This is a genomic window from Isoptericola variabilis 225, assembly GCF_000215105.1.
GTDB classification, from domain to species: domain Bacteria; phylum Actinomycetota; class Actinomycetes; order Actinomycetales; family Cellulomonadaceae; genus Isoptericola; species Isoptericola variabilis_A.
Genome location: NC_015588.1, coordinates 2,133,911 through 2,152,081, shown reverse-complemented (window position 1 = coordinate 2,152,081; position 18,171 = coordinate 2,133,911). Strand labels below are relative to the sequence as shown.

18 protein-coding genes are annotated in these 18,171 nt (G+C 76.4%); 9 read left to right on the top strand and 9 right to left on the bottom strand.

Annotated elements, in window-relative coordinates; genetic code table 11:
• The first annotated feature begins 25 nt into the window (after nucleotides 1-25).
• From ISOVA_RS10055 to holA, 4 genes are all read left to right on the top strand, one after another.
• Nucleotides 26-889 (top strand): DegV family protein, encoded by an 864-nt coding sequence (locus ISOVA_RS10055; protein WP_013839124.1) that lies wholly within the window; start codon nucleotides 26-28, stop codon nucleotides 887-889.
• A 311-nt stretch (nucleotides 890-1,200) separates the two neighbouring features.
• The gene (locus ISOVA_RS17270; protein WP_013839123.1) at nucleotides 1,201-2,013 is read left to right on the top strand and encodes a ComEA family DNA-binding protein; all 813 of its coding nucleotides are present in this window, start codon (nucleotides 1,201-1,203) and stop codon (nucleotides 2,011-2,013) included.
• Nucleotides 2,010-4,406 carry a ComEC/Rec2 family competence protein gene (locus ISOVA_RS10045; protein WP_013839122.1) on the top strand — a complete coding sequence of 799 codons (2,397 nt, stop codon included), beginning with the start codon at nucleotides 2,010-2,012 and terminating at the stop codon, nucleotides 4,404-4,406. The genes ISOVA_RS17270 and ISOVA_RS10045 overlap by 4 nt, the downstream gene beginning before the upstream one ends.
• 70 nt (nucleotides 4,407-4,476) lie before the next feature.
• The gene (gene holA / locus ISOVA_RS10040; protein WP_041295334.1) at nucleotides 4,477-5,490 is read left to right on the top strand and encodes a DNA polymerase III subunit delta; all 1,014 of its coding nucleotides are present in this window, start codon (nucleotides 4,477-4,479) and stop codon (nucleotides 5,488-5,490) included.
• A gap of 107 nt (nucleotides 5,491-5,597) precedes the next feature.
• On the opposite strand, the gene rpsT is transcribed toward holA, so the two are convergent.
• The 4 genes from rpsT to ISOVA_RS10020 all read right to left on the bottom strand — a co-directional run bounded on the left by rpsT (nucleotide 5,598) and on the right by ISOVA_RS10020 (nucleotide 8,118).
• Nucleotides 5,598-5,858, bottom strand: coding sequence for a 30S ribosomal protein S20 (rpsT, locus tag ISOVA_RS10035; RefSeq protein ID WP_013839120.1), 261 nt, complete (start codon nucleotides 5,856-5,858; stop codon nucleotides 5,598-5,600).
• A 180-nt stretch (nucleotides 5,859-6,038) separates the two neighbouring features.
• Entirely contained in the window at nucleotides 6,039-6,659 is a 621-nt protein-coding gene (locus ISOVA_RS10030) for a type II toxin-antitoxin system PemK/MazF family toxin (protein WP_013839119.1), read from the bottom strand.
• A gap of 64 nt (nucleotides 6,660-6,723) precedes the next feature.
• Entirely contained in the window at nucleotides 6,724-7,467 is a 744-nt protein-coding gene (locus ISOVA_RS10025; RefSeq protein WP_013839118.1) for a maleylpyruvate isomerase N-terminal domain-containing protein, read from the bottom strand.
• 96 nt (nucleotides 7,468-7,563) lie between these two features.
• The gene (locus ISOVA_RS10020) at nucleotides 7,564-8,118 is read right to left on the bottom strand and encodes a type 1 glutamine amidotransferase domain-containing protein (protein ID WP_013839117.1); all 555 of its coding nucleotides are present in this window, start codon (nucleotides 8,116-8,118) and stop codon (nucleotides 7,564-7,566) included.
• A 147-nt stretch (nucleotides 8,119-8,265) separates the two neighbouring features.
• On the opposite strand from ISOVA_RS10020, the gene lepA reads away from it, so the two are divergent.
• Entirely contained in the window at nucleotides 8,266-10,140 is a 1,875-nt protein-coding gene (lepA, locus tag ISOVA_RS10015) for a translation elongation factor 4 (protein ID WP_013839116.1), read from the top strand.
• Nucleotides 10,140-11,393 (top strand): radical SAM family heme chaperone HemW, encoded by a 1,254-nt coding sequence (gene hemW / locus ISOVA_RS10010; protein WP_013839115.1) that lies wholly within the window; start codon nucleotides 10,140-10,142, stop codon nucleotides 11,391-11,393. The genes lepA and hemW overlap by 1 nt, the downstream gene beginning before the upstream one ends.
• 14 nt (nucleotides 11,394-11,407) lie before the next feature.
• Here the strand turns inward: hemW and ISOVA_RS10005 are convergent, their stop codons facing one another.
• The gene (locus ISOVA_RS10005) at nucleotides 11,408-11,839 is read right to left on the bottom strand and encodes a DUF4870 domain-containing protein (RefSeq protein ID WP_013839114.1); all 432 of its coding nucleotides are present in this window, start codon (nucleotides 11,837-11,839) and stop codon (nucleotides 11,408-11,410) included.
• Between the two features lie 143 nt (nucleotides 11,840-11,982).
• Here ISOVA_RS10005 and ISOVA_RS16445 point away from each other — a divergent pair, with 143 nt between their 5' ends.
• Entirely contained in the window at nucleotides 11,983-12,960 is a 978-nt protein-coding gene (locus ISOVA_RS16445) for a DUF2189 domain-containing protein (protein ID WP_013839113.1), read from the top strand.
• Between the two features lie 37 nt (nucleotides 12,961-12,997).
• Here the strand turns inward: ISOVA_RS16445 and ISOVA_RS09995 are convergent, their stop codons facing one another.
• From ISOVA_RS09995 to ISOVA_RS09985, 4 genes are read right to left on the bottom strand one after another with little or no spacing between them, the layout of a single operon-like run.
• Entirely contained in the window at nucleotides 12,998-13,870 is an 873-nt protein-coding gene (locus ISOVA_RS09995) for a DUF3097 domain-containing protein (protein WP_013839112.1), read from the bottom strand.
• Between the two features lie 51 nt (nucleotides 13,871-13,921).
• Nucleotides 13,922-14,128 (bottom strand): hypothetical protein, encoded by a 207-nt coding sequence (locus ISOVA_RS15555; protein ID WP_013839111.1) that lies wholly within the window; start codon nucleotides 14,126-14,128, stop codon nucleotides 13,922-13,924.
• A 47-nt stretch (nucleotides 14,129-14,175) separates the two neighbouring features.
• Nucleotides 14,176-15,492, bottom strand: a complete 1,317-nt coding sequence (locus tag ISOVA_RS09990) for an ATP-binding protein (RefSeq protein ID WP_013839110.1) — start codon at nucleotides 15,490-15,492, stop codon at nucleotides 14,176-14,178.
• 46 nt (nucleotides 15,493-15,538) lie between these two features.
• Nucleotides 15,539-15,760, bottom strand: a complete 222-nt coding sequence (locus ISOVA_RS09985; RefSeq protein ID WP_013839109.1) for a hypothetical protein — start codon at nucleotides 15,758-15,760, stop codon at nucleotides 15,539-15,541.
• A 190-nt stretch (nucleotides 15,761-15,950) separates the two neighbouring features.
• Between ISOVA_RS09985 and hrcA the strand changes: the two genes are divergently transcribed.
• Nucleotides 15,951-16,991 carry a heat-inducible transcriptional repressor HrcA gene (gene hrcA / locus ISOVA_RS09980; protein ID WP_013839108.1) on the top strand — a complete coding sequence of 347 codons (1,041 nt, stop codon included), beginning with the start codon at nucleotides 15,951-15,953 and terminating at the stop codon, nucleotides 16,989-16,991.
• A gap of 54 nt (nucleotides 16,992-17,045) precedes the next feature.
• Nucleotides 17,046-18,170, top strand: a complete 1,125-nt coding sequence (gene dnaJ, locus ISOVA_RS09975; protein ID WP_013839107.1) for a molecular chaperone DnaJ — start codon at nucleotides 17,046-17,048, stop codon at nucleotides 18,168-18,170.
• Nucleotide 18,171 lies beyond the last annotated feature (1 nt).

Here is an 18,171-nt window from a genome sequence, read left to right as displayed (position 1 = left end):
GGCAGCGGGCTACACTCCAGGCCCGATGTCCGAACCGATCGCGGTGCGCGTCGTCACCGACTCCACGGCCTGCCTGCCCGACGCCGCCGCGCGCGACGCCGGGATCGCCGTCGTGCCGCTGCGCGTGCTCGCGGGTGACGACGAGTGGCGCGAGGGTGTCGAGATCAGCCCCGACGAGGTCGCGCGGCGCATCGGCGCGGGGGAGCGGCTCACGACGTCGCAGCCGCCGCCCGCCGCCCTGCTCGCCGCGTACCGCGAGGCCGCGGCGGCCGGCGCTCGCGCGGTCGTCAGCGTGCACCTGTCGGGCGCGCTGTCCGGCACGGTCGGCGCGGCCGAGCACGCGGGGCACCGGGCGATGCTGCCCGTGCGCGTCGTGGACTCCGGCACGGTCGCCATGGCGCTCGGTTTCGCCGCCACCGAGGCGGCCGCGTGCGCCGCCGCCGGCCACGACGCCGCGCACGTGGCCGCGCGGGCGGCCGAGGTCGCGGGGTCGAGCGAGACGGTCTTCCTGGTGGACTCGCTCGACCACCTGCGACGCGGGGGACGCCTGTCCGCGCCGGCCGCGGCGCTCGGCACCGCGCTCGGCGTGCGGCCCCTGCTGGGCGTGCGCGACGGGCGCATCGAGCTCCTCCAGCGCGTGCGCACGCGCGCGGCCGCGACCGCCCGGCTCGTCGAGCGGGCCGCGCGGCACGCGGAGGGCCTCGAGCGCCCGGGCGTCGCGGTGCACCACCTCGGCGTCCCCGACCGCGCCGACGAGGTCGCCGAGGAGCTGCACGAGCGGCTCGGCGTCGACGTCGTCGTGTCGCCCGTGAGCGCGGTCCTCGGCGCGCACGCCGGACCGGGCGCGCTCGCGGTCGCGGTCGCCGAGCTCGGCACGCACCGGCACTGACCGGCGGGTCCGAGGCCGCCCCCAGGCTCGGGTCCTCCACAGGGGTGGGCGCCCGGGCGCCGTGCGCGGGCGGGAGCCGCCTAGCGTCCGGCGCGTGAGCACGACCTCCCCATTCCCACCCGTGCCGCGGACGCCCGCCCCGGACGCCGAGCTCGACGACGCGGTCGCCCGCCTGCACGCGGTCCGCGCGGCCGGGCGCCCCCGGGCCGGGCGACGCGGCGCCGCCCGGCGACCAGCGCCCCGACGACGCGCTGGCCGAGCGGCTGCGGGCCCGCCGGTCCGCGGGGCACGTCGCCGCGGCGTACTCGGCCGTGCACGGGCACCCGCTCGGGCCCGGCGCCGGCCACGACGACGAGACGCCCGGCGGCGGCCGCCGCTGGGCCCTCGGGACGCGGGCCGCGGCCGTCGCCGGGGCCGCCGTGCTGGTCGTCGGGCTGGCCGCCGGCGTGGTCACGCTGTGGCCGCGCGGCGGCGTCGAGCTGCTGCCGGTCGCCGACGGCGCGGCGGCCGCGGGCACGGGCGCCTCCGACGTCGCCCCTCCCGGCACGGCGACCGAGGCGTCCGCAGAGGGCACCGGGGCGGGCGCGGCCGAGGCTCCTGGCCCGGCGTCGCTCGGCGGCGCGGCGGGCGGGACGGACGCGGCCGCCGCGAGCGTCGTCGTGCACGTCGTCGGCCAGGTCGCCGCGCCGGGGATCGTCACCCTGCCGGCGGGCGCTCGCGTCGCGGACGCGCTCGACGCGGCGGGCGGCCCGACGGCGGAGGCCGACCTCGCCGCGGTCAACCTCGCGCGTGCGGTGGTCGACGGCGAGCAGGTGTACGTCCCGGCGCCCGGCGAGCCGCTGCCGGCGACGGCGGGCCCGGCGGGCGGGACCGGTGCGCCCGCCGGGGCCGCGGGCGCGGGCGGCACGGGCACGGGTGGCCCGGGGGCCGGCGGGCTCGTGGACCTCAACACCGCCGACGCGGCGACGCTGGAGACGCTGCCCGGCATCGGACCCGTCCTGGCCGAGCGGATCGTCGCGTGGCGCACGGAGCACGGGCCGTTCGCCAGCGTCGACGAGCTGGGCGAGGTGTCGGGCATCGGCCCGTCGATCCTCGCCGGGCTGCGCGACGCCGCGCGCGTATGACCGCCGACCTGCGTCTCGCGCCCGCGGCCCTGACGGCGTGGGCGGCCGCGTGGTGGCTCGTGGGGTCGCCCGGTCTCGCCGGCCGCGTCGCCGGGGTCGGCGCGGCGCTGCTCGTGGGGTTCGGCCTCGCCGCCGTGCGGTGGCGCGGCCCCGTCCTCGCGCATGGCTTCCTCGCCGCGGCGTGCGTGCTCGCCGTCGCGGCCGGCGTGCACGTCCAGGCCGCGGACCGGGCACCGCTCGAGGCGCTCGCGGACCTCGGCGCGACCGCACGGCTCGAGGGACGCGTCGTGAGCGAACCGCGGCCCGCGACCTTCGGCGACGACCTGCGCTGGGTCCTGTCCGTGGAGCGCGTGACCGCCCGCGGGGTGACCACGCGCACGGCCGCCGCCGTCGAGGTCACCGCCCCGCCGCCCGCGCCCGCGTTCGGTGCGGCCGTGAGCGTCTCCGCCCGCCTGCGCCCCGAGCAGCCCGGCCGCGACACGGCGGCGAGGGCGGTCGCGGACGGCGTCGCGACCGTCACCGCGCCGCCCGGTGCCGCGCTCGCCGCCACCCACGTGCTGCGCACGGCGCTCCTCGACGTCACCGCGGACCTGTCGCCGCAGGCGCGCGGACTCGTCCCCGGCGCCGCGGTCGGCGACACGAGCCGCGTCCCGCCCGAGCTCACCGAGGCGATGCGGGTCACCGGGCTCACGCACGTCACCGCGGTCTCCGGCGCCCACTTCGCCGTGGTCGTGGCGACGCTCACGACGGCGTGCGCCGCCCTGCGGGCACCGCGCGCGGTCCGCGTCGGCGTCCTCGCGGCCGCCGCGGTGGGCTTCGTCCTGCTCGTGCGGCCCGAGCCGAGCGTGCTGCGCGCGGCGTGGACGTGCGCCGTCGCGCTCCTCGGGGTCGCGCTCGGCCGGCCGTCCGCCGGCCCGGCCGCCCTGGCCACCGCCTCGACCGTCCTGCTCGTCGTCGACCCGTGGCTCGCGCGGTCCTTCGGCTTCGCGCTGTCGTGCGCCGCCACCGCGGGGCTCGTGCTGCTCTCCGGACCGCTCGCCGCCCGCCTCGCGCCGTGGCTCGGGCGGCCGCTCGCGTTCGCCCTCGCCGTGCCGCTCGCCGCGCAGGCCGCGGTCGGTCCCGTGCTCGTGCTGCTCGACCCGAGCGTGCCGACCACGGCCGTCCCGGCCAACCTGCTCGCCACGCCGGCGCTGGTGCCCGCCACGGTGCTCGGCCTCGCGGCCACGCTGCTGGCGCCCGTCGCGCCCGGGCCGGCCCATGCGGTGGCGTGGCTCGCGAGCCTCGCCACGGGCTGGATCGCGCTCGTCGCGCACTGGTTCGCGGAGGTCCCCGGGGCGGCGGTGCCGTGGCCGGGCGGCATCGGCGGTGCGCTGCTGCTCGCGGCGGCGACGGCGGGCGTGCTCGCCGCGGTGCTCCGCCGGCCGGTCGGTGACGGGTGGCCGCGCACCTGGCGCGAGGCGGCACGCCGGCCGCTGCGGTCGCTCCGGCACCCGCGCGCGGGAGGCCCGCCGGGCGAGCGCGTGACGGTGGCGCTCGCGGTCGGGGCCGCGCTCGTCGTCGCGGTGGTCCTCGTCCTGCCACGGGCGCTCGCGCCCGTCGGGGGCGTCCCCGAGGACTGGGAGCTCGCGGCGTGCGACGTCGGCCAGGGCGACGCGCTCGTCGTGCGCACCGGCGCGGCGTCGGCCGTGGTGGTCGACGTCGGACCGCCGGGGGACGCGGCGGGACGCTGCCTCGCGCGGCTCGGCGTCGAGCGGGTCGACCTCCTCGTCCTGAGCCACTTCCACGCCGACCACGTCGGCGGCCTCGAGGCCGTCCTCGCGCGCAGCGAGGTCGCCGCCGCGCTCGTGTCGCCCCTCGACCTCCCGGCCGCCGCCGCGGAGCGTGCCCGCGCCCACCTCGCGGCGGCGGGCGTGCCGGTGACGGTGGCGGCACCTGGCCAGGAGGGCGTCGCGGGCACGATGGCGTGGCACGTCCTGGGCGCGCGCGCCGCGGCGTCGGGCAGGGGCGAGGAGGGCGACGGCGCGAACGACGCGAGCGTGGTGCTCGCGCTGCGGACCGCCGCGGGGCTCGACGTCGTGACGCTGGGTGACCTCGAGCGCCCGGGGCAGGAGGCCCTGCTCGCCGAGCTGCGCGCGGCGGGATGGGCCGGTGGCGTCGACGTCGTCAAGATGGCGCACCACGGGTCGGCCGACCAGTCGGAGGCGCTGGCGGCGCTGCTGCGGCCGCGGGTCACCGTCGTGAGCGTCGGGGACGGCAACGGCTACGGGCACCCGACCGACGCGGCGCTCGACCTCTATGCGGGCGTCGGCTCGGCGCTCGTGCGCACCGACGAGTGCGGCACGGCCGTGCTCGTCGCGCGCGGCGGGGGCATCGCGCTCGCGTGCACCGACTGACCTCCGTGCGCTCGCGAGGACGGTGGACGGCCGGCCGGTCCTGTGGGTGCGTCGTGGCAGGCTGGTGCCCGTGCCACCTGCGACCCGAACCCGCCGGCCCGCCCGGGCCGCCGCGAACGCCCGCCCCTGGGACGACCCGACGCTCGCGCCCGTCGTGCTCGTGCGCGGCGCCGAGCCGCTGCTGGCCGAGCGTGCCGTGGACGGCGTCGTCGGGCTCGCGCGCGAGCGCGACCCGGACGTCGAGAAGGTCGAGCTCGAGGCCGCCACGTACGCCGGGGGCCAGCTCACGGTCGCCGCGAGCCCGTCGCTCTTCGGGGAGGCCAAGGTCGTCGTGCTGCGCGGCACCGAGGCGTGCACCGACGACCTGGTGTCCGACGTCGTCGACTACGTCGCGGCGCCCGACCCGGAGACGACGGTCGTCGTCGTGCACGGCGGCGGCCAGCGGGGCAAGAAGATGCTCGACGCGGTCGTCGCGTCCGGGGCACCCGTGCTCGAGTGCGAGCCGATCACCAAGGACGCCGACAAGGTCCAGTTCGTCACGGCCGAGTTCCGCGCCGCCCGCCGCCGCGCGGACGCGGCCGCGGTGCGGGCGCTCGTCGACGCGCTCGGCAGCGACCTGCGCGAGCTCGCCGCGGCCTGCTCGCAGCTCGTCGCCGACACGACCGGGACGATCAGCGAGGCCGTCGTCGACCGGTACTACGGCGGCCGCGTCGAGGCCACGGGCTTCAAGGTCGCCGACGCCGCGGTCGCGGGCGACGCGGGCGGCGCCGTCGCGCTGATGCGGCACGCACTCGACACCGGTGCCGACCCGGTGCCCATCGTCGGCGCGCTCGCCACGCGGCTGCGGACCCTCGCGCGCGTCGCGGCGATCCGCGGCGGGGGCGTGACCGCGCGCGAGCTCGGCCTGCAGGACTGGCAGGTGCGCAACGCCAACCGCGACCTGGCCCGCTGGACGCCCGAGGGGCTCGCGAGCGCCATCACCGCCGTCGCGCAGGCGGACGCCGACGTCAAGGGCGGCGGCCGCGACCCGGTCTACGCGGTCGAGAAGGCCGTCCTGGCGATCGCCCGGGCCCGGCGCTCCTGACGCGCCGCGCGAACGCCGAACGCCCCTCCGTGCCGGTGCACGGAGGGGCGTTCTCCTTCGACGGTCGCGCGCGGCCTCGACGCCCGCGCGCTACCTCGCGAGGAAGATCAGAGCTTCTCGACGGCCTTCGCGATGGCCGACTTGCGGTTCGCGGCCTGGTTGGCGTGGATGACGCCCTTCGAGACGGCCTTGTCGAGCTTGCGCGAGGCCTCGCGCAGCGCCACGGCCGCGGCCTCCTTGTCGCCGGCGGCGACGGCCTCGCGGACCTTGCGAACGTACGTCTTGAGCTCAGACTTGACGGCCTTGTTGCGCAGGCGCGCCTTCTCGTTCGTCTTGATGCGCTTGAGCTGGGACTTGATGTTTGCCACTGGTGGACTTCCTGGTGTGTTCGCCTGACGGCGAGCGGATAGGTCGTAGAGGGCGGTCACAACCCCGGGACTGGGGTGGGGGACCCGTGGAGAGGAGCTGTGACGGTGCCCGCCGACCTGGGCGGACACGCAGCGACCAAGAATAGCAGCGCGCCGCGCCGCGAGGAAAATCCGTGCGGGTCAGCGCCTCGCGCGCGCCACGGCGGCCACGACCTGGTCGAACGTGGCACGGTCGAGCACCGCGCCCTCGCGCCGGACCGCGTCGGGTGCCACGCGGATCACACGGTTGACGCGCACCTCGCTCGGCCGCCCCCGCGAGTCCCACGGACCGCTGCCGACGTCCATCCACAGCCGCCCGTGCCGGGCCTCCTGGGCGGCGTCGCGATCGTGGTCCTTGCTCGTGAGCTGCAGGCCGAGCAGCCACGGGCCGTCGCGGCCCACGAGCAGCACGGGCCTGTCCTTGCCCTGGGTGTGGTCGTCCTCGTAGGGGACCCAGGTCCACACGACCTCGCCCGGGTCGGGCTCGCCGTCGAGGTGCGGCGAGTACACCGCGTCGACGACGCCCGTGTAGTCGCCGGGGTACGTGCCGACCGCGCTGCTCGACGCCGTGACGCCCGGACGCTCGCGCGGCGGTGCGGGGCGCGGGGACGCGGCCGGCCCGGGCGCCCGGCGGGCGGGCCTGCGGGACGACGGCGTGCGGCGGCGCTCGTCGGTCGCCGCACCCGACGCGGACCGCGGGGTCGAGGAGAGGACGGCGCGCGCGACGTCGACGAACAGGTTCATCCAGCGGTTGGAGGCCACGACCAGAGCCTACGGGTCGACGGCTCGGCGCGGGCGGACGACGAGCGCCTCGCCAGGGAGCCGGTCACGGGGTGATGCGGGCCGCCAGCGCGTGGTCGAGCGCGGAGCGGTCGCCGTCGACGACCACCCGCGACTGCTCGGGCGTGAGGCGCCGCCACAGGACGAGCGCGAGCTCGCGGGCCGGTGCGGCGACCGTCGCGGCCGGTGCCTGGGACGCGTCGCGCCCGTCCTCGTGGGCACCGAGCACCCAGCTCGTGCCGACGTCGGTCGCCGTGAGCGCGACCGTGCGTGCGAGCGGCTCCGTGCGGCCGAGGCGCACCTGCCGCGGCTGGAACATCGTCACGACCTCGTCGACCGTGTCGGCCCACACCTCGGGCCCGACGTCGATCGGGTGCTCGGCCGCGACCGCCTCGGCGGAGCCGAGCGCCGCCGCGCGCAGGTCGTGCAGGTGCACCAGGGTCTCGTGCACCTGGCGCCGCCGCCAGAACCGTGCGGGGCCGCGCCCCACGAGCGTCGAGGACTCGGCGTCGGGGCCGACGGCGTCGAGCGTCTCGAGCAGCTCGCGGGCGCAGCGCTCGTAGAGCTCCGGCAGGTCGAACGGGCCGCGCCCGAGCGGGGTCTCGCGCGTGCGGCTCGCCTGGGCCGCGGCCCAGTGATGGATGCGCGCGAGGTGCTCGACGAGGTTGCGCGTGCGCCACCGCCCGCACGCCGGGACGCGCGCGGACAGGTCCGCGGTCCGGGTGCCGTCGAGGAAGGCGGCCTGCAGCCGGCCGAGCAGCGGGAGGTCGTCGACGCCGGGCGCGCTCATGCGGGCACCGTAGCGCCCGGCACCGACACGCGGGCGCGGACGGGCGCCCGGCACCGACGTGCGGTGCCGGGCGTCGCGGTCCGGGTGCGGTCCAGCTCAGGCGCCGAGCACCGCGTCGACCTGCGCGAGGAAGTCCTCGAGGTCCTTGGGCGTGCGGGAGGTGACGAGCGGGAAGCCCGCACCGGCGTCGCGGACCGCGGACTGGTCCACCCACGTCCCGCCCGCGTTGCGGACGTCGGTCTGCAGCGACGGGTACGACGTGAGGGTCGCGCCCGCCACGCAGCCCGCCTCCACGAGGGCCCACGGCCCGTGGCAGATCGCGGCGACGGGCTTGCCGGCGCCCGCGAAGTCCTTGACGAGCCGGATCGCGTCGTCCTGCAGGCGCAGCGTGTCGGCGTTGATGGTGCCGCCGGGCACGAGCAGCAGGTCGAAGTCGCCGGCCGCGACGTCGTCGTAGGTGGTGTCCACAGGCACGGTGCGGCCGGGGTCCTTGTCGCCCACGAGCGTCCGGACCTCACCGCGCTCGTCCGCCGCCACGACGACGTCGGCTCCCGCGTCGCGCAGGTGCTCGAGCGGGACGACGAGCTCGTCCTGCTCGACGCCGTAGGACGTCACGATCGTCAAGACGCGCTTTCCGGTGAGGTCGGCCATGTCGTGCTCCTTCCGTCGGGATACCGGTCGGTCACTCGACCTTAGGCACGACCCGCCGGGACCTGCACGGCGGCGTGGGAGAATGTCCCGAGCGTGCCGGACGGCCGCCCGCACCCAGCGAAACCCGACCCACGGAGCGAGATCGCGTTGCCCATCCCCGGACCTGCGCTCAGCGCGCGCATCCAGCCGCACTCCACCGCGCCGGAGCTGATCCGCAACTTCTGCATCATCGCGCACATCGACCACGGCAAGTCGACCCTCGCGGACCGCATGCTGCAGCTCACGGGCGTCGTCGAGCCGCGGGCCATGCGCGCGCAGTACCTCGACCGGATGGACATCGAGCGCGAGCGCGGCATCACGATCAAGTCGCAGGCAGTGCGCATGCCGTGGCAGGTGGGCGACGAGGCGTACGCGCTCAACATGATCGACACCCCGGGCCACGTCGACTTCACGTACGAGGTGTCGCGCTCGCTCGCCGCGTGCGAGGGCGCGATCCTGCTCGTCGACGCCGCGCAGGGCATCGAGGCCCAGACCCTCGCCAACCTCTACCTGGCGATGGAGAACGAGCTCGAGATCATCCCGGTGCTCAACAAGATCGACCTGCCCGCGGCGCAGCCGGAGAAGTACGCCGAGGAGCTGGCGAACCTCGTCGGCGGCGACCCGGCCGACGTGCTCAAGGTCAGCGGCAAGACCGGCGAGGGCGTCGAGGTGCTGCTCGACCGGATCGTCGAGCGCGTGCCCGCCCCGGTCGGCGACGCGGACGCCCCGGCGCGCGCGATGATCTTCGACTCGGTCTACGACACGTACCGCGGCGTCGTGACGTACGTGCGCGTCGTCGACGGCAACCTCAACCCGCGCGAGCGCATCCAGATGATGTCGACGCGCGCGACGCACGAGCTGCTCGAGATCGGGATCATCTCGCCCGAGCCCATCCCGACGAAGGGCCTCGGCGTCGGCGAGGTCGGCTACCTCATCACGGGCGTCAAGGACGTGCGGCAGTCCAAGGTCGGCGACACCGTCACGAACGCGGCCAAGCCCGCGGCCGAGGCGCTCGGCGGCTACAGCGACCCCAAGCCCATGGTCTTCTCGGGCCTGTACCCGATCGACGGGTCGGACTACCCGGCGCTGCGCGACGCGCTCGACAAGCTCAAGCTCAACGACGCCGCCCTCAACTACGAGCCGGAGACGTCAGTCGCGCTCGGCTTCGGGTTCCGCGTCGGCTTCCTCGGGCTGCTCCACCTGGAGATCGTCCGCGAGCGCCTCGAGCGCGAGTTCGACCTCGACCTCATCTCGACCGCGCCCAACGTGGTCTACGAGGTGACGCTCGAGGACCGCACGGAGGTCAAGGTGACGAACCCGTCCGAGTTCCCGGGCGGCAAGATCCGCGAGGTCCGCGAGCCGGTCGTGCGCGCGACGATCCTCACGCCGAGCGAGTTCGTCGGCACCGTCATGGGCCTGTGCAACGACCGCCGCGGCACGATGCTCGGGATGGACTACCTGTCCGAGGACCGCGTCGAGCTGCGGTACACGCTGCCGCTCGCCGAGATCGTCTTCGACTTCTTCGACCAGCTCAAGTCGCGCACGCGCGGGTACGCCTCGCTCGACTACGAGCCGGCGGGGGACCAGGCGGCCGACCTCGTCAAGGTCGACATCCTGCTCCAGGGCGAGCAGGTCGACGCGTTCTCCGCGATCGTGCACCGCGAGAAGGCGTACGACTACGGCGTGCTCATGACGGCCAAGCTCAAGGAGATCATCCCGCGCCAGCAGTTCGAGGTGCCGATCCAGGCGGCCGTCGGCGCCCGGGTCATCGCGCGCGAGACCGTGCGCGCCATGCGCAAGGACGTCCTGGCCAAGTGCTACGGCGGCGACATCTCCCGCAAGCGCAAGCTGCTCGAGAAGCAGAAGGAGGGCAAGAAGCGCATGAAGAACATCGGGTCCGTCGAGGTCCCGAAGGACGCCTTCATCGCGGCGCTGTCCTCCGACTCCTCGGGCGGCAAGGACGCCAAGGACAAGAAGAAGTAGTGCCCGCCCTCCCCGAGGGCGTGCCCGTCCCTCCCGACGGCGCGCTGCCCGACCGGGTCCGCGCCGTCGCCGACGGCGCCGCCCGGACGCGCGACGCCGCGCTCGGCGTCTACGTGCACGTGCCGTTCTGCTCGGTGCGGTGCGGGTACTGCGACTTCAACACGTACACCGCGGCCGAGCTCGGCGGCGGCGCGTCGCAGGTCGAGTACGCCGCGACGGCGCTGCGCGAGGTCGACCTGGCCGCGCGCGTGCTCGACGACGCCGGGCTGGCGCGGCCCGTGGAGACCGTCTTCTTCGGCGGCGGCACGCCGACGATGCTGCCCCCGGGCCACCTCGCGCGGATCCTGGGCGGCGTCCGCGACGCGTGGGGCCTGGCGCAGGGCGCGGAGGTGACGACCGAGGCCAACCCCGACTCGGTGACCCCCGCGTCGCTCGCCGCGCTCGCCGACGCGGGGTTCACGCGCGTGTCGTTCGGCATGCAGTCGGCCGTCCCGCACGTGCTCGCGACGCTCGAGCGCACGCACGACCCGGCGCGCGTGCCCGACGTCGTGCGCTGGGCGCGCGACGCCGGACTCGAGGTCTCGCTCGACCTCATCTACGGCACGCCGGGGGAGTCGCTCGACGACTGGCGCGCCTCGCTGGAGGCCGTCGTCGCCGCGGGCGTCGACCACGTCTCGGCGTACGCGCTCGTCGTCGAGCCGGGCACCAAGATGCACGCCCAGGTGCGCCGCGGGCTGCTCGCCCTGCCGGACGAGGACGACCAGGCGACCAAGTACGAGCTCGCCGACGAGTTCCTCGCCGCCGCCGGGCTCACCTGGTACGAGGTGTCGAACTGGGCGCGCGACGACGCGCGGGCGTGCCGGCACAACCTCGCGTACTGGCGCGGCCACGACTGGTGGGGCATCGGCCCGGGCGCGCACTCGTACGTCGGCGCGCCGGACGGCACGGGCGTGCGCTGGTGGAACGTCAAGCACCCCCGGCGCTACGCCGCGCTGCTCGCCGAGGGGCGGTCACCGGGCGCGGGCCGCGAGCTGCTCACGGCCGACGAGGCGCACCTCGAGCGCGTCATGCTCGGCGTGCGGCTGCGCGAGGGCCTCGACCTCGCGGTGCTCACCGACGCCGGGCGGCACGCGGTGGTTGGCCTCGTCGCGCGCGGGCTGCTCGACGGCGTCGCCGCCGTGCGCGGGCGCGCGGTGCTCACGCTGCGCGGCCGGCTCCTCGCCGACGCCGTCGTGCGCGAGCTCACGGCCTGAGCGCACCGCCCGCGTCAACGGACGAAGCGGATGTTGATCGGGTAGCGGTACGGCTCGAACCGGTTGACCGCGACCGCGGCGAGCACGCCGAACACGATCGAGCAGACCCATACGGCGGCCAGGATCACAAAGCCGATCAGCACCCAGACCAGGAGCCACCCGACCACGTAGGCGATGAGCAGCGTGATCTGGAAGTTGAGCGCCTCCTTGGCCTGGTCGCCCACGAAGCGGCTGCGGTCGCGGAAGACGAGCCAGACCACGAGCGGCGTGAGGAAGCCGAGCGTGCCGACGCTGAGGATCGCGAGCACGGGCGGGGCGAGGTGGGCGACGATCGCCCACGTGCGCTCGTCCTCGCGCGAGAGCGGCGCGGGGCCGACGGGCTGCGGCGGGTACGGCGGCTGGCCCGACGAGGGCGGCTGCTGAGGCGGGTCGGTCGGCACGCTCATCGGGGTCTCCAGCGTCGCGGGGCGGGCGTCGTCTCGAACCTATCTCCCCAGGTGCCCGCGCGTCATCATCCGGCGTGTCCCGGTGGCACGGGCGGTGCCCGACCGGAAGAGTGGAGGTGCCACCCACGCGAGACGAGGAGCGCATGAGCGAGAACACCGGCGGGGTCCCGCCCCGCGACCCTGAGGACCCCCACGCCCGCCGCCCTGCCGACGGGCACGACCCCTGGGAGGCGCCCGAGCCGCCCCAGGGCTCGCAGCCGCCGCCCGGCTCGCAGCCGCCGCCCGGCTCGCAGCCGCCGGCGTACGGCGCGTACCCGCCGCCGGCGGCGGGCTCGCAGCCGCCCGCGTACGGGCAGTACGCGCCCGAGGGCTGGGCGCCGCCCCCGGCCGGCCACGACCCCTACGGCGGGCCGGCCTACGGTCAGGCGCCCGACGCCGGCGCGGTCCGCGTCGGCACCGCGTTCTCGTGGGCATGGGCGAGCTTCGGCCGCAGCGCCGGGGCGTGGATCGGCGCCACGCTCGTCCTCGGGGCGATCGCGATGGCGGCCTCGTGGCTGCTCACGCCGTCGCTGCGCGACACGGTCACCAACCTCGGCGACCCAGCGGCGCTCGACGCCGTCGTCAATACGCCCGTGAGCACGACCGAGACGCTGCTGTCCGCGCTCGGCTCGCTCGTGAACACGGTGCTGTTCGCGCTGCTCGTCACCGGGGCCCTGGCCGCGACGCGCAAGGGCACCGCCTCGTTCGGCGACTTCTTCGCGCTGCGCAACCTGGCCGGCGTGCTCGTGTACGGCCTGATCACCGCGGCGATCAGCTTCGTGCTGTCGTTCCTGCCGTTCCTCGGCGGGGTGCTCCAGCTCGTCGTCTCGTTCTTCCTCGCCGCGGCGATCTTCTTCGTGATCGACAAGGAGCAGGACGCGATCACGGCGATCCGGTCGAGCGTCCGGCTGGTGTCGCGCAACCTCGGGACCGTCCTGATCACGGTGCTCCTCGCGGTCGTCGTGACGTTCGTCGGCGCGCTGCTGCTCGTCGTGGGCCTGCTCGTCGCGGTGCCGATCGCCGTGCTGCTCGGCGCGCACGTCTACCGGCGCCTCGTCGGCGAGCCGGTCGCGCCCGTCTGACGCAGGGCCGCCCGGCGGCTCAGGCGGTCACGAAGGCTCAGGCGGTCACGAAGTCGATGAGCTCCTCGACCCGGCCCAGCAGGGCCGGGTCGAGGTCGCGGTAGTCGCGCACCTGCCCGAGGATGCGCTGCCAGGCGCGCCCGACGTCCTCGGTCGTCGCCGCGGGCCACCCGAGCTCCCGCAGGATCCCGCGCTTCCACTCGGTGCCGCGCTCGATCGCCGGCCATGCGGACAGCCCGACGTGCTCGGCCTTGACCGCCTGCCACACGTCGACGTACGGGTGGCCGAGCACGAGCACGGTGCCCCGCGGCACCGTCCGCAGGGCGGCGTCGGCGAGCCGCTGCTCCTTGGAGCCCGGCACGAGGTGGTCGACGAGCACGCCCACGCGGCGCTCCGGCGTCGGGCCGAACTCGGCGAGGGCCTCGGCGAGGTTGTCGACGCCGTCGAGCATCTCGACGACGACGCCCTCCACGCGCAGGTCGTCGCCCCACACCTTCTCGACCAGCTCGGCGTCGTGCTTGCCCTCGACCCAGATGCGGCTGCCGCGCGCGACGCGCGCCCGCTGCCCGCGCACCGCGACGGACCCCGACGCCGTGCGGGCCGGGGCCGCCGGGGCGCGCGACGTCACCGGGGCGGTCAGCTCGACCGGCTGTCCGTCGACCCAGAACCCCGGCCCGAGCGGGAACGACCGCGTGCGGCCGCGCCGGTCCTCGAGCACGACGACGTGCATGCCGCCCGACTTCTCCACGCGCACGACCGCGCCCACCCAGCCGGTCTGCACCTCCTCGACCACGAGGCCCGGCTCCGCCGGCTGCGGCCGGGACACCGGCCGGCGGCGGTGGTGGGCCGAGCCGGTCGGCGCACCCGGGGACGCGAGGGACAGGACGTCGGAGCCGTAGCGGTCGTGCACGACGGCGAGCCTACGGTCGGGCGCCCACGGCCCGGCCGACCGACACGCGCCTCAGCGGAGCGCGCCGTGGGCGCAGCCAGCGGGACCACCGCGACTCGCGGGCACCCGGGGCGGACGTCGGGCCGGCATCCGCGCCGAGGGCGGCGAGCCGCGGGCGATCTCCTCCGACCGCTCGGCGACCTGGCGGCGCCGCTCGGCCGCGGCCGCGATCTCGGCCTCGTGCTGCCGGTGCACCACCGCGTACAGGTCGGGATGCATGGGGAACCTCCTGCTCGGCGGCTCGGGCCGGCAGGCCCTGAGGTACCTCAGGCGTGGTCGGAGCGCGCGCGGGCGAGCAGCTCGTGGTGGGAGACGCCCGCCACGGCCTCGGCGTCGGGCACCTCGTGCCACAGCTCGAGCGCGCGCTCCCCGTGCTCGGCGGCGGTCGAGGTGGCGCCCGTCGCCTCCGCCGCGGCCTGGGCCGTGACCGCCGACGCCAGCGCGCGGTCCGGCACGCGGGCGCGCCACCAGTGGTTAGCGACCTCCGCCAGCGTGCGGGCGGTCGCGGGCCGGGCCTCGTACGCCCGGGCGTAGGCGGCGTGGATGCGGGTCCGTTCCCCGGGCAGCAGCTCGCCGTACACGGCCTCCTGGACGAGCGCGTGCCGGAACGCGTACTCGGCCCCGGCGGCCACGAGCACGTGCGCCTCGACCGCGGCGCGCGCGGCGGCGTCGAGCGCGTCGGGATCGCCGACGGCGGCCGCCAGCACGTCGTGCGGCACGCTGACGCCGCCGGCCGCGACCGTGCGCAGGAACGTCCGGACGCCGGGGTCGAGCTGCTCGTAGCGCAGCAGCAGCACGTCGCGCAGCGACTCGGGCAGCGCCGTCCCGACGAAGCTCACGAGCTCCTCGACGTAGAACGGCACGCCCTCGCTGCGGTCCGCGATGCGCTCGACGTCGAGGGCGTCGAGCCCGCCGTCGCCGAGCGCGCGGGCGAGCTCGGCGACCTCCCCGGCCGAGAGCCGTGCGAGCTCGACCCGCGTGGCCAGGCGACTGCGCTCGAGCTCGGCGAGGAGGGGGCGCAACGGGTGGCCGCGGCCGACGTCGTCCGAGCGGTAGCTCAGCACGACCAGCACCCGGGCGTCACCGGGCAGCCGCGCGAGCCGTGCGACGGCGGCACGCGTGGCGCCGTCCGCCCAGTGGAGGTCCTCGACCACGACGACGACCGGCCGGCTCGCCGCGACGGAGGCGACGAGGTCGGCGAGGACGTCGGGCAGCCGGTCCAGCGCCGCGCCGGGACGCATCTCGACGAGCCCGGGGACCACGGCTCCGAGCACGTCCGCACCGGCGCCGGCCGCGGCGAGGACCTCGTCGCGCCCGAGCTCGCGCACCAGGGCCAGGACGATGGCGGCGACGGCCGCGTGGGGGAGCGGACCCGACCCGGAGTCAACGCAGCGGCCGACGACGGCGGCCGCCTCCGGGCCGACGCGCGAGACCAGCTCATCGAGCAGGAGCGTCTTGCCGATGCGGGCCTCGCCGGCGACCACGACCGTCCGCGTCGACCCCCGGCGGGCCTCGGCCAGCGCCGCCTGCAGCGCCTCGAGCTCGTAGGAGCGTCCGACGAGCAGTGCGGTCGGTGCGAGCATGCCTCCATCGTGTCAGCCGGGGGCGACCCGGGGACGGTTGCGGCGGTCATGCCGGGCGACGCCGGCCGCGCCACGGCGCGCCGAGGCGGCGACGCAGCGCGGCCGGGGCGATGGCCCGGGCCCACCGTCGCGCGCCGCCCGAGCGCGCGGGGCGTTCGAGATCGGCGCGCTCGGCGGCCCGGCGCCGCAGCTCGACGTCGCGCGCGACCTCGGCCTCGCGCAGCCGGTAGGTCTCGTAGTGGAGGGTGGCGTCCAGGTTCGTGCTCATGACCCCACCCTCCGCGCCTGAGGTAGGCCCGCGGATCGGGCAGATGCGCAGACTTCGCGCCTCGGGGTGCCTCAGAGGCGAGCGACGGGCCGGTGGTTCGCCCCGGGCGAAGGGCCACGGGCGGCGCTCCCGCGTAGAATGGCACTCGGTAGGTTCGAGTGCTAATCACGCACGCCGGGAGGGGAGGACCGTGAGCGAGGAACGCCGGCTCGAGGTGTTGCGGGCGATCGTCGAGGACTACGTCCAGACGCGTGAGCCCGTCGGGTCCCGCGTGCTCACGGAGCGCCACGGGCTCGGCGTGTCGCCCGCGACCATCCGCAACGACATGGCCGCGCTCGAGGAGGCCGGGTACATCGCCCAGCCGCACACCTCGGCGGGCCGCGTCCCGACCGACAAGGGCTATCGGCTGTTCGTCGACCGCCTGGCCGAGGTGCGCCCCCTGTCGGTCGCGCAGAAGCGCGCGATCGAGACGTTCCTGTCCGAGGCGGTCGACCTCGACGACGTCCTGGCGCGCGCCGGGCGGCTCATCGCGCAGCTCACGGGCCAGGTGGCGGTCGTCCAGTACCCGTCGCTGCGGCTCTCGGGCCTGCGCCACCTCGAGCTCGTGCCGCTCGGCGACCGCCGGCTGCTCGTCGTCGTCATCACCGACACCGGCCGTGTCGAGCAGCGGTTCCTCGACGCCGGGCACGAGCCCGGCGTCCCGGCCGACGGGCTCGACCTCGACGAGGCCACGCTCGGGGAGCTGCGAGCGCGGCTCAACGCCGCCGCGGCCGGCAAGCGGCTCTCGCAGCTGGCGGCCGCGTTCGCGCGGGTCGTCGACTCGGTCGAGCCCGCGCTGCGCCCGGTGGTGCAGGGCGTGGCGGACCTCATCGTGGAGACGCTCGGCCAGGAGAGCGAGGAGCGTATCGTGCTGTCCGGCACGGCGAACCTCGCGCGCGCCGAGATGCGGTTCGAGCAGGGCCTGAGCCCCGTCCTCGAGGCGCTCGAGGAGCAGGTCGTGCTGCTCGGGCTGCTGACCGAGATGGCCGCCGACGGCGTGGCCGTGCGCATCGGGCACGAGAACCGGCTCGACGGCCTCGCCGAGACGTCGGTCGTCGCGTCCGGGTACGGCACCGACGGCGACACGGTCGCGATCCTCGGCTCCGTCGGCCCGACCCGCATGGACTACCCCGGCACGATCGCCGCGGTGCGTGCCGTCGCCCGCTACCTGTCCCGCGTCCTGCCGAGCTGAGCGCCCGCCGCCCGACGGACCACCCCGACCTCGACTCCGCGCAGAGAGAGACCTGTGACCGACTACTACGCGATCCTCGGCGTCCCGCGCGACGCCACGCCCGAGCAGATCAAGAAGGCCTACCGCCGCCTGGCCCGCGAGCTCCACCCCGACGTCGCCGGCGCGGACGGCGAGGAGCGGTTCAAGGACGTCGCGCGCGCGTACGAGGTGCTCTCGAACCCCGAGAAGCGCCAGCAGTACGACATGGGGGTGGACCCGACCGCGCCCGGTGGTGGCGCCGGCGGCGGGTTCGGCAACGGCTTCGGCTTCCAGGACATCTTCGAGACGTTCTTCGGCGGGGGCGCGGCGCAGTCCGGCCCGGTCCCGCGCGCCCGCCGCGGCCAGGACGCGCTCGTGCGGCTCGACATCGACCTCGCCGAGGCCGCGTTCGGCACCAAGCGCGAGCTCCAGGTCGACACCGCCGTCGTGTGCGGGACGTGCGGCGGCAACGGCTGCCGGCCGGGCACGTCGGTGCGCACGTGCGAGGTGTGCCACGGCCGCGGCAACGTCCAGCGCGTCGCGCGCTCGTTCCTCGGCCAGGTCATGACGACGTCGCCCTGCCCGGACTGCCAGGGCTTCGGCACGATCATCCCCGAGCCGTGCGCCGACTGCTCGGGCGAGGGCCGCGTGCGCTCGCGCCGCACCATCACGGTCAACGTGCCCGCGGGCGTCGACACCGGCACCCGGATCAAGCTCACCGCGCAGGGCGAGGTCGGCCCGGGCGGCGGCCCGGCCGGCGACCTGTACGTCGAGATCCGCGAGCGCCCGCACGAGGTCTTCGTGCGCCGCGGAGACGACCTGCACTGCACGCTGCCCGTGCCCATGACGGCCGCCGCGCTCGGCACGGTGCTCGAGCTCGAGACGCTCGACGGGCCGCAGGAGATCGACCTGCGCCCCGGCACGCAGCCCGGTCAGGTCGTCACGCTCAAGGGCCTCGGCGTGGGACACCTGCACGCGGGCGGCCGTGGCGACCTCAACGTCCACATCGAGGTCCAGGTCCCCACGGGCCTCGACGAGGAGCAGACCGAGCTGCTGCGCGCGCTCGCGAAGCTGCGCGGCGAGGAGCGGCCCGACCCGCGCCTCGCCGCCGCGCACCCGGGCGTGTTCTCCCGGCTGCGGGACAAGCTGAGCGGCCGCTGAC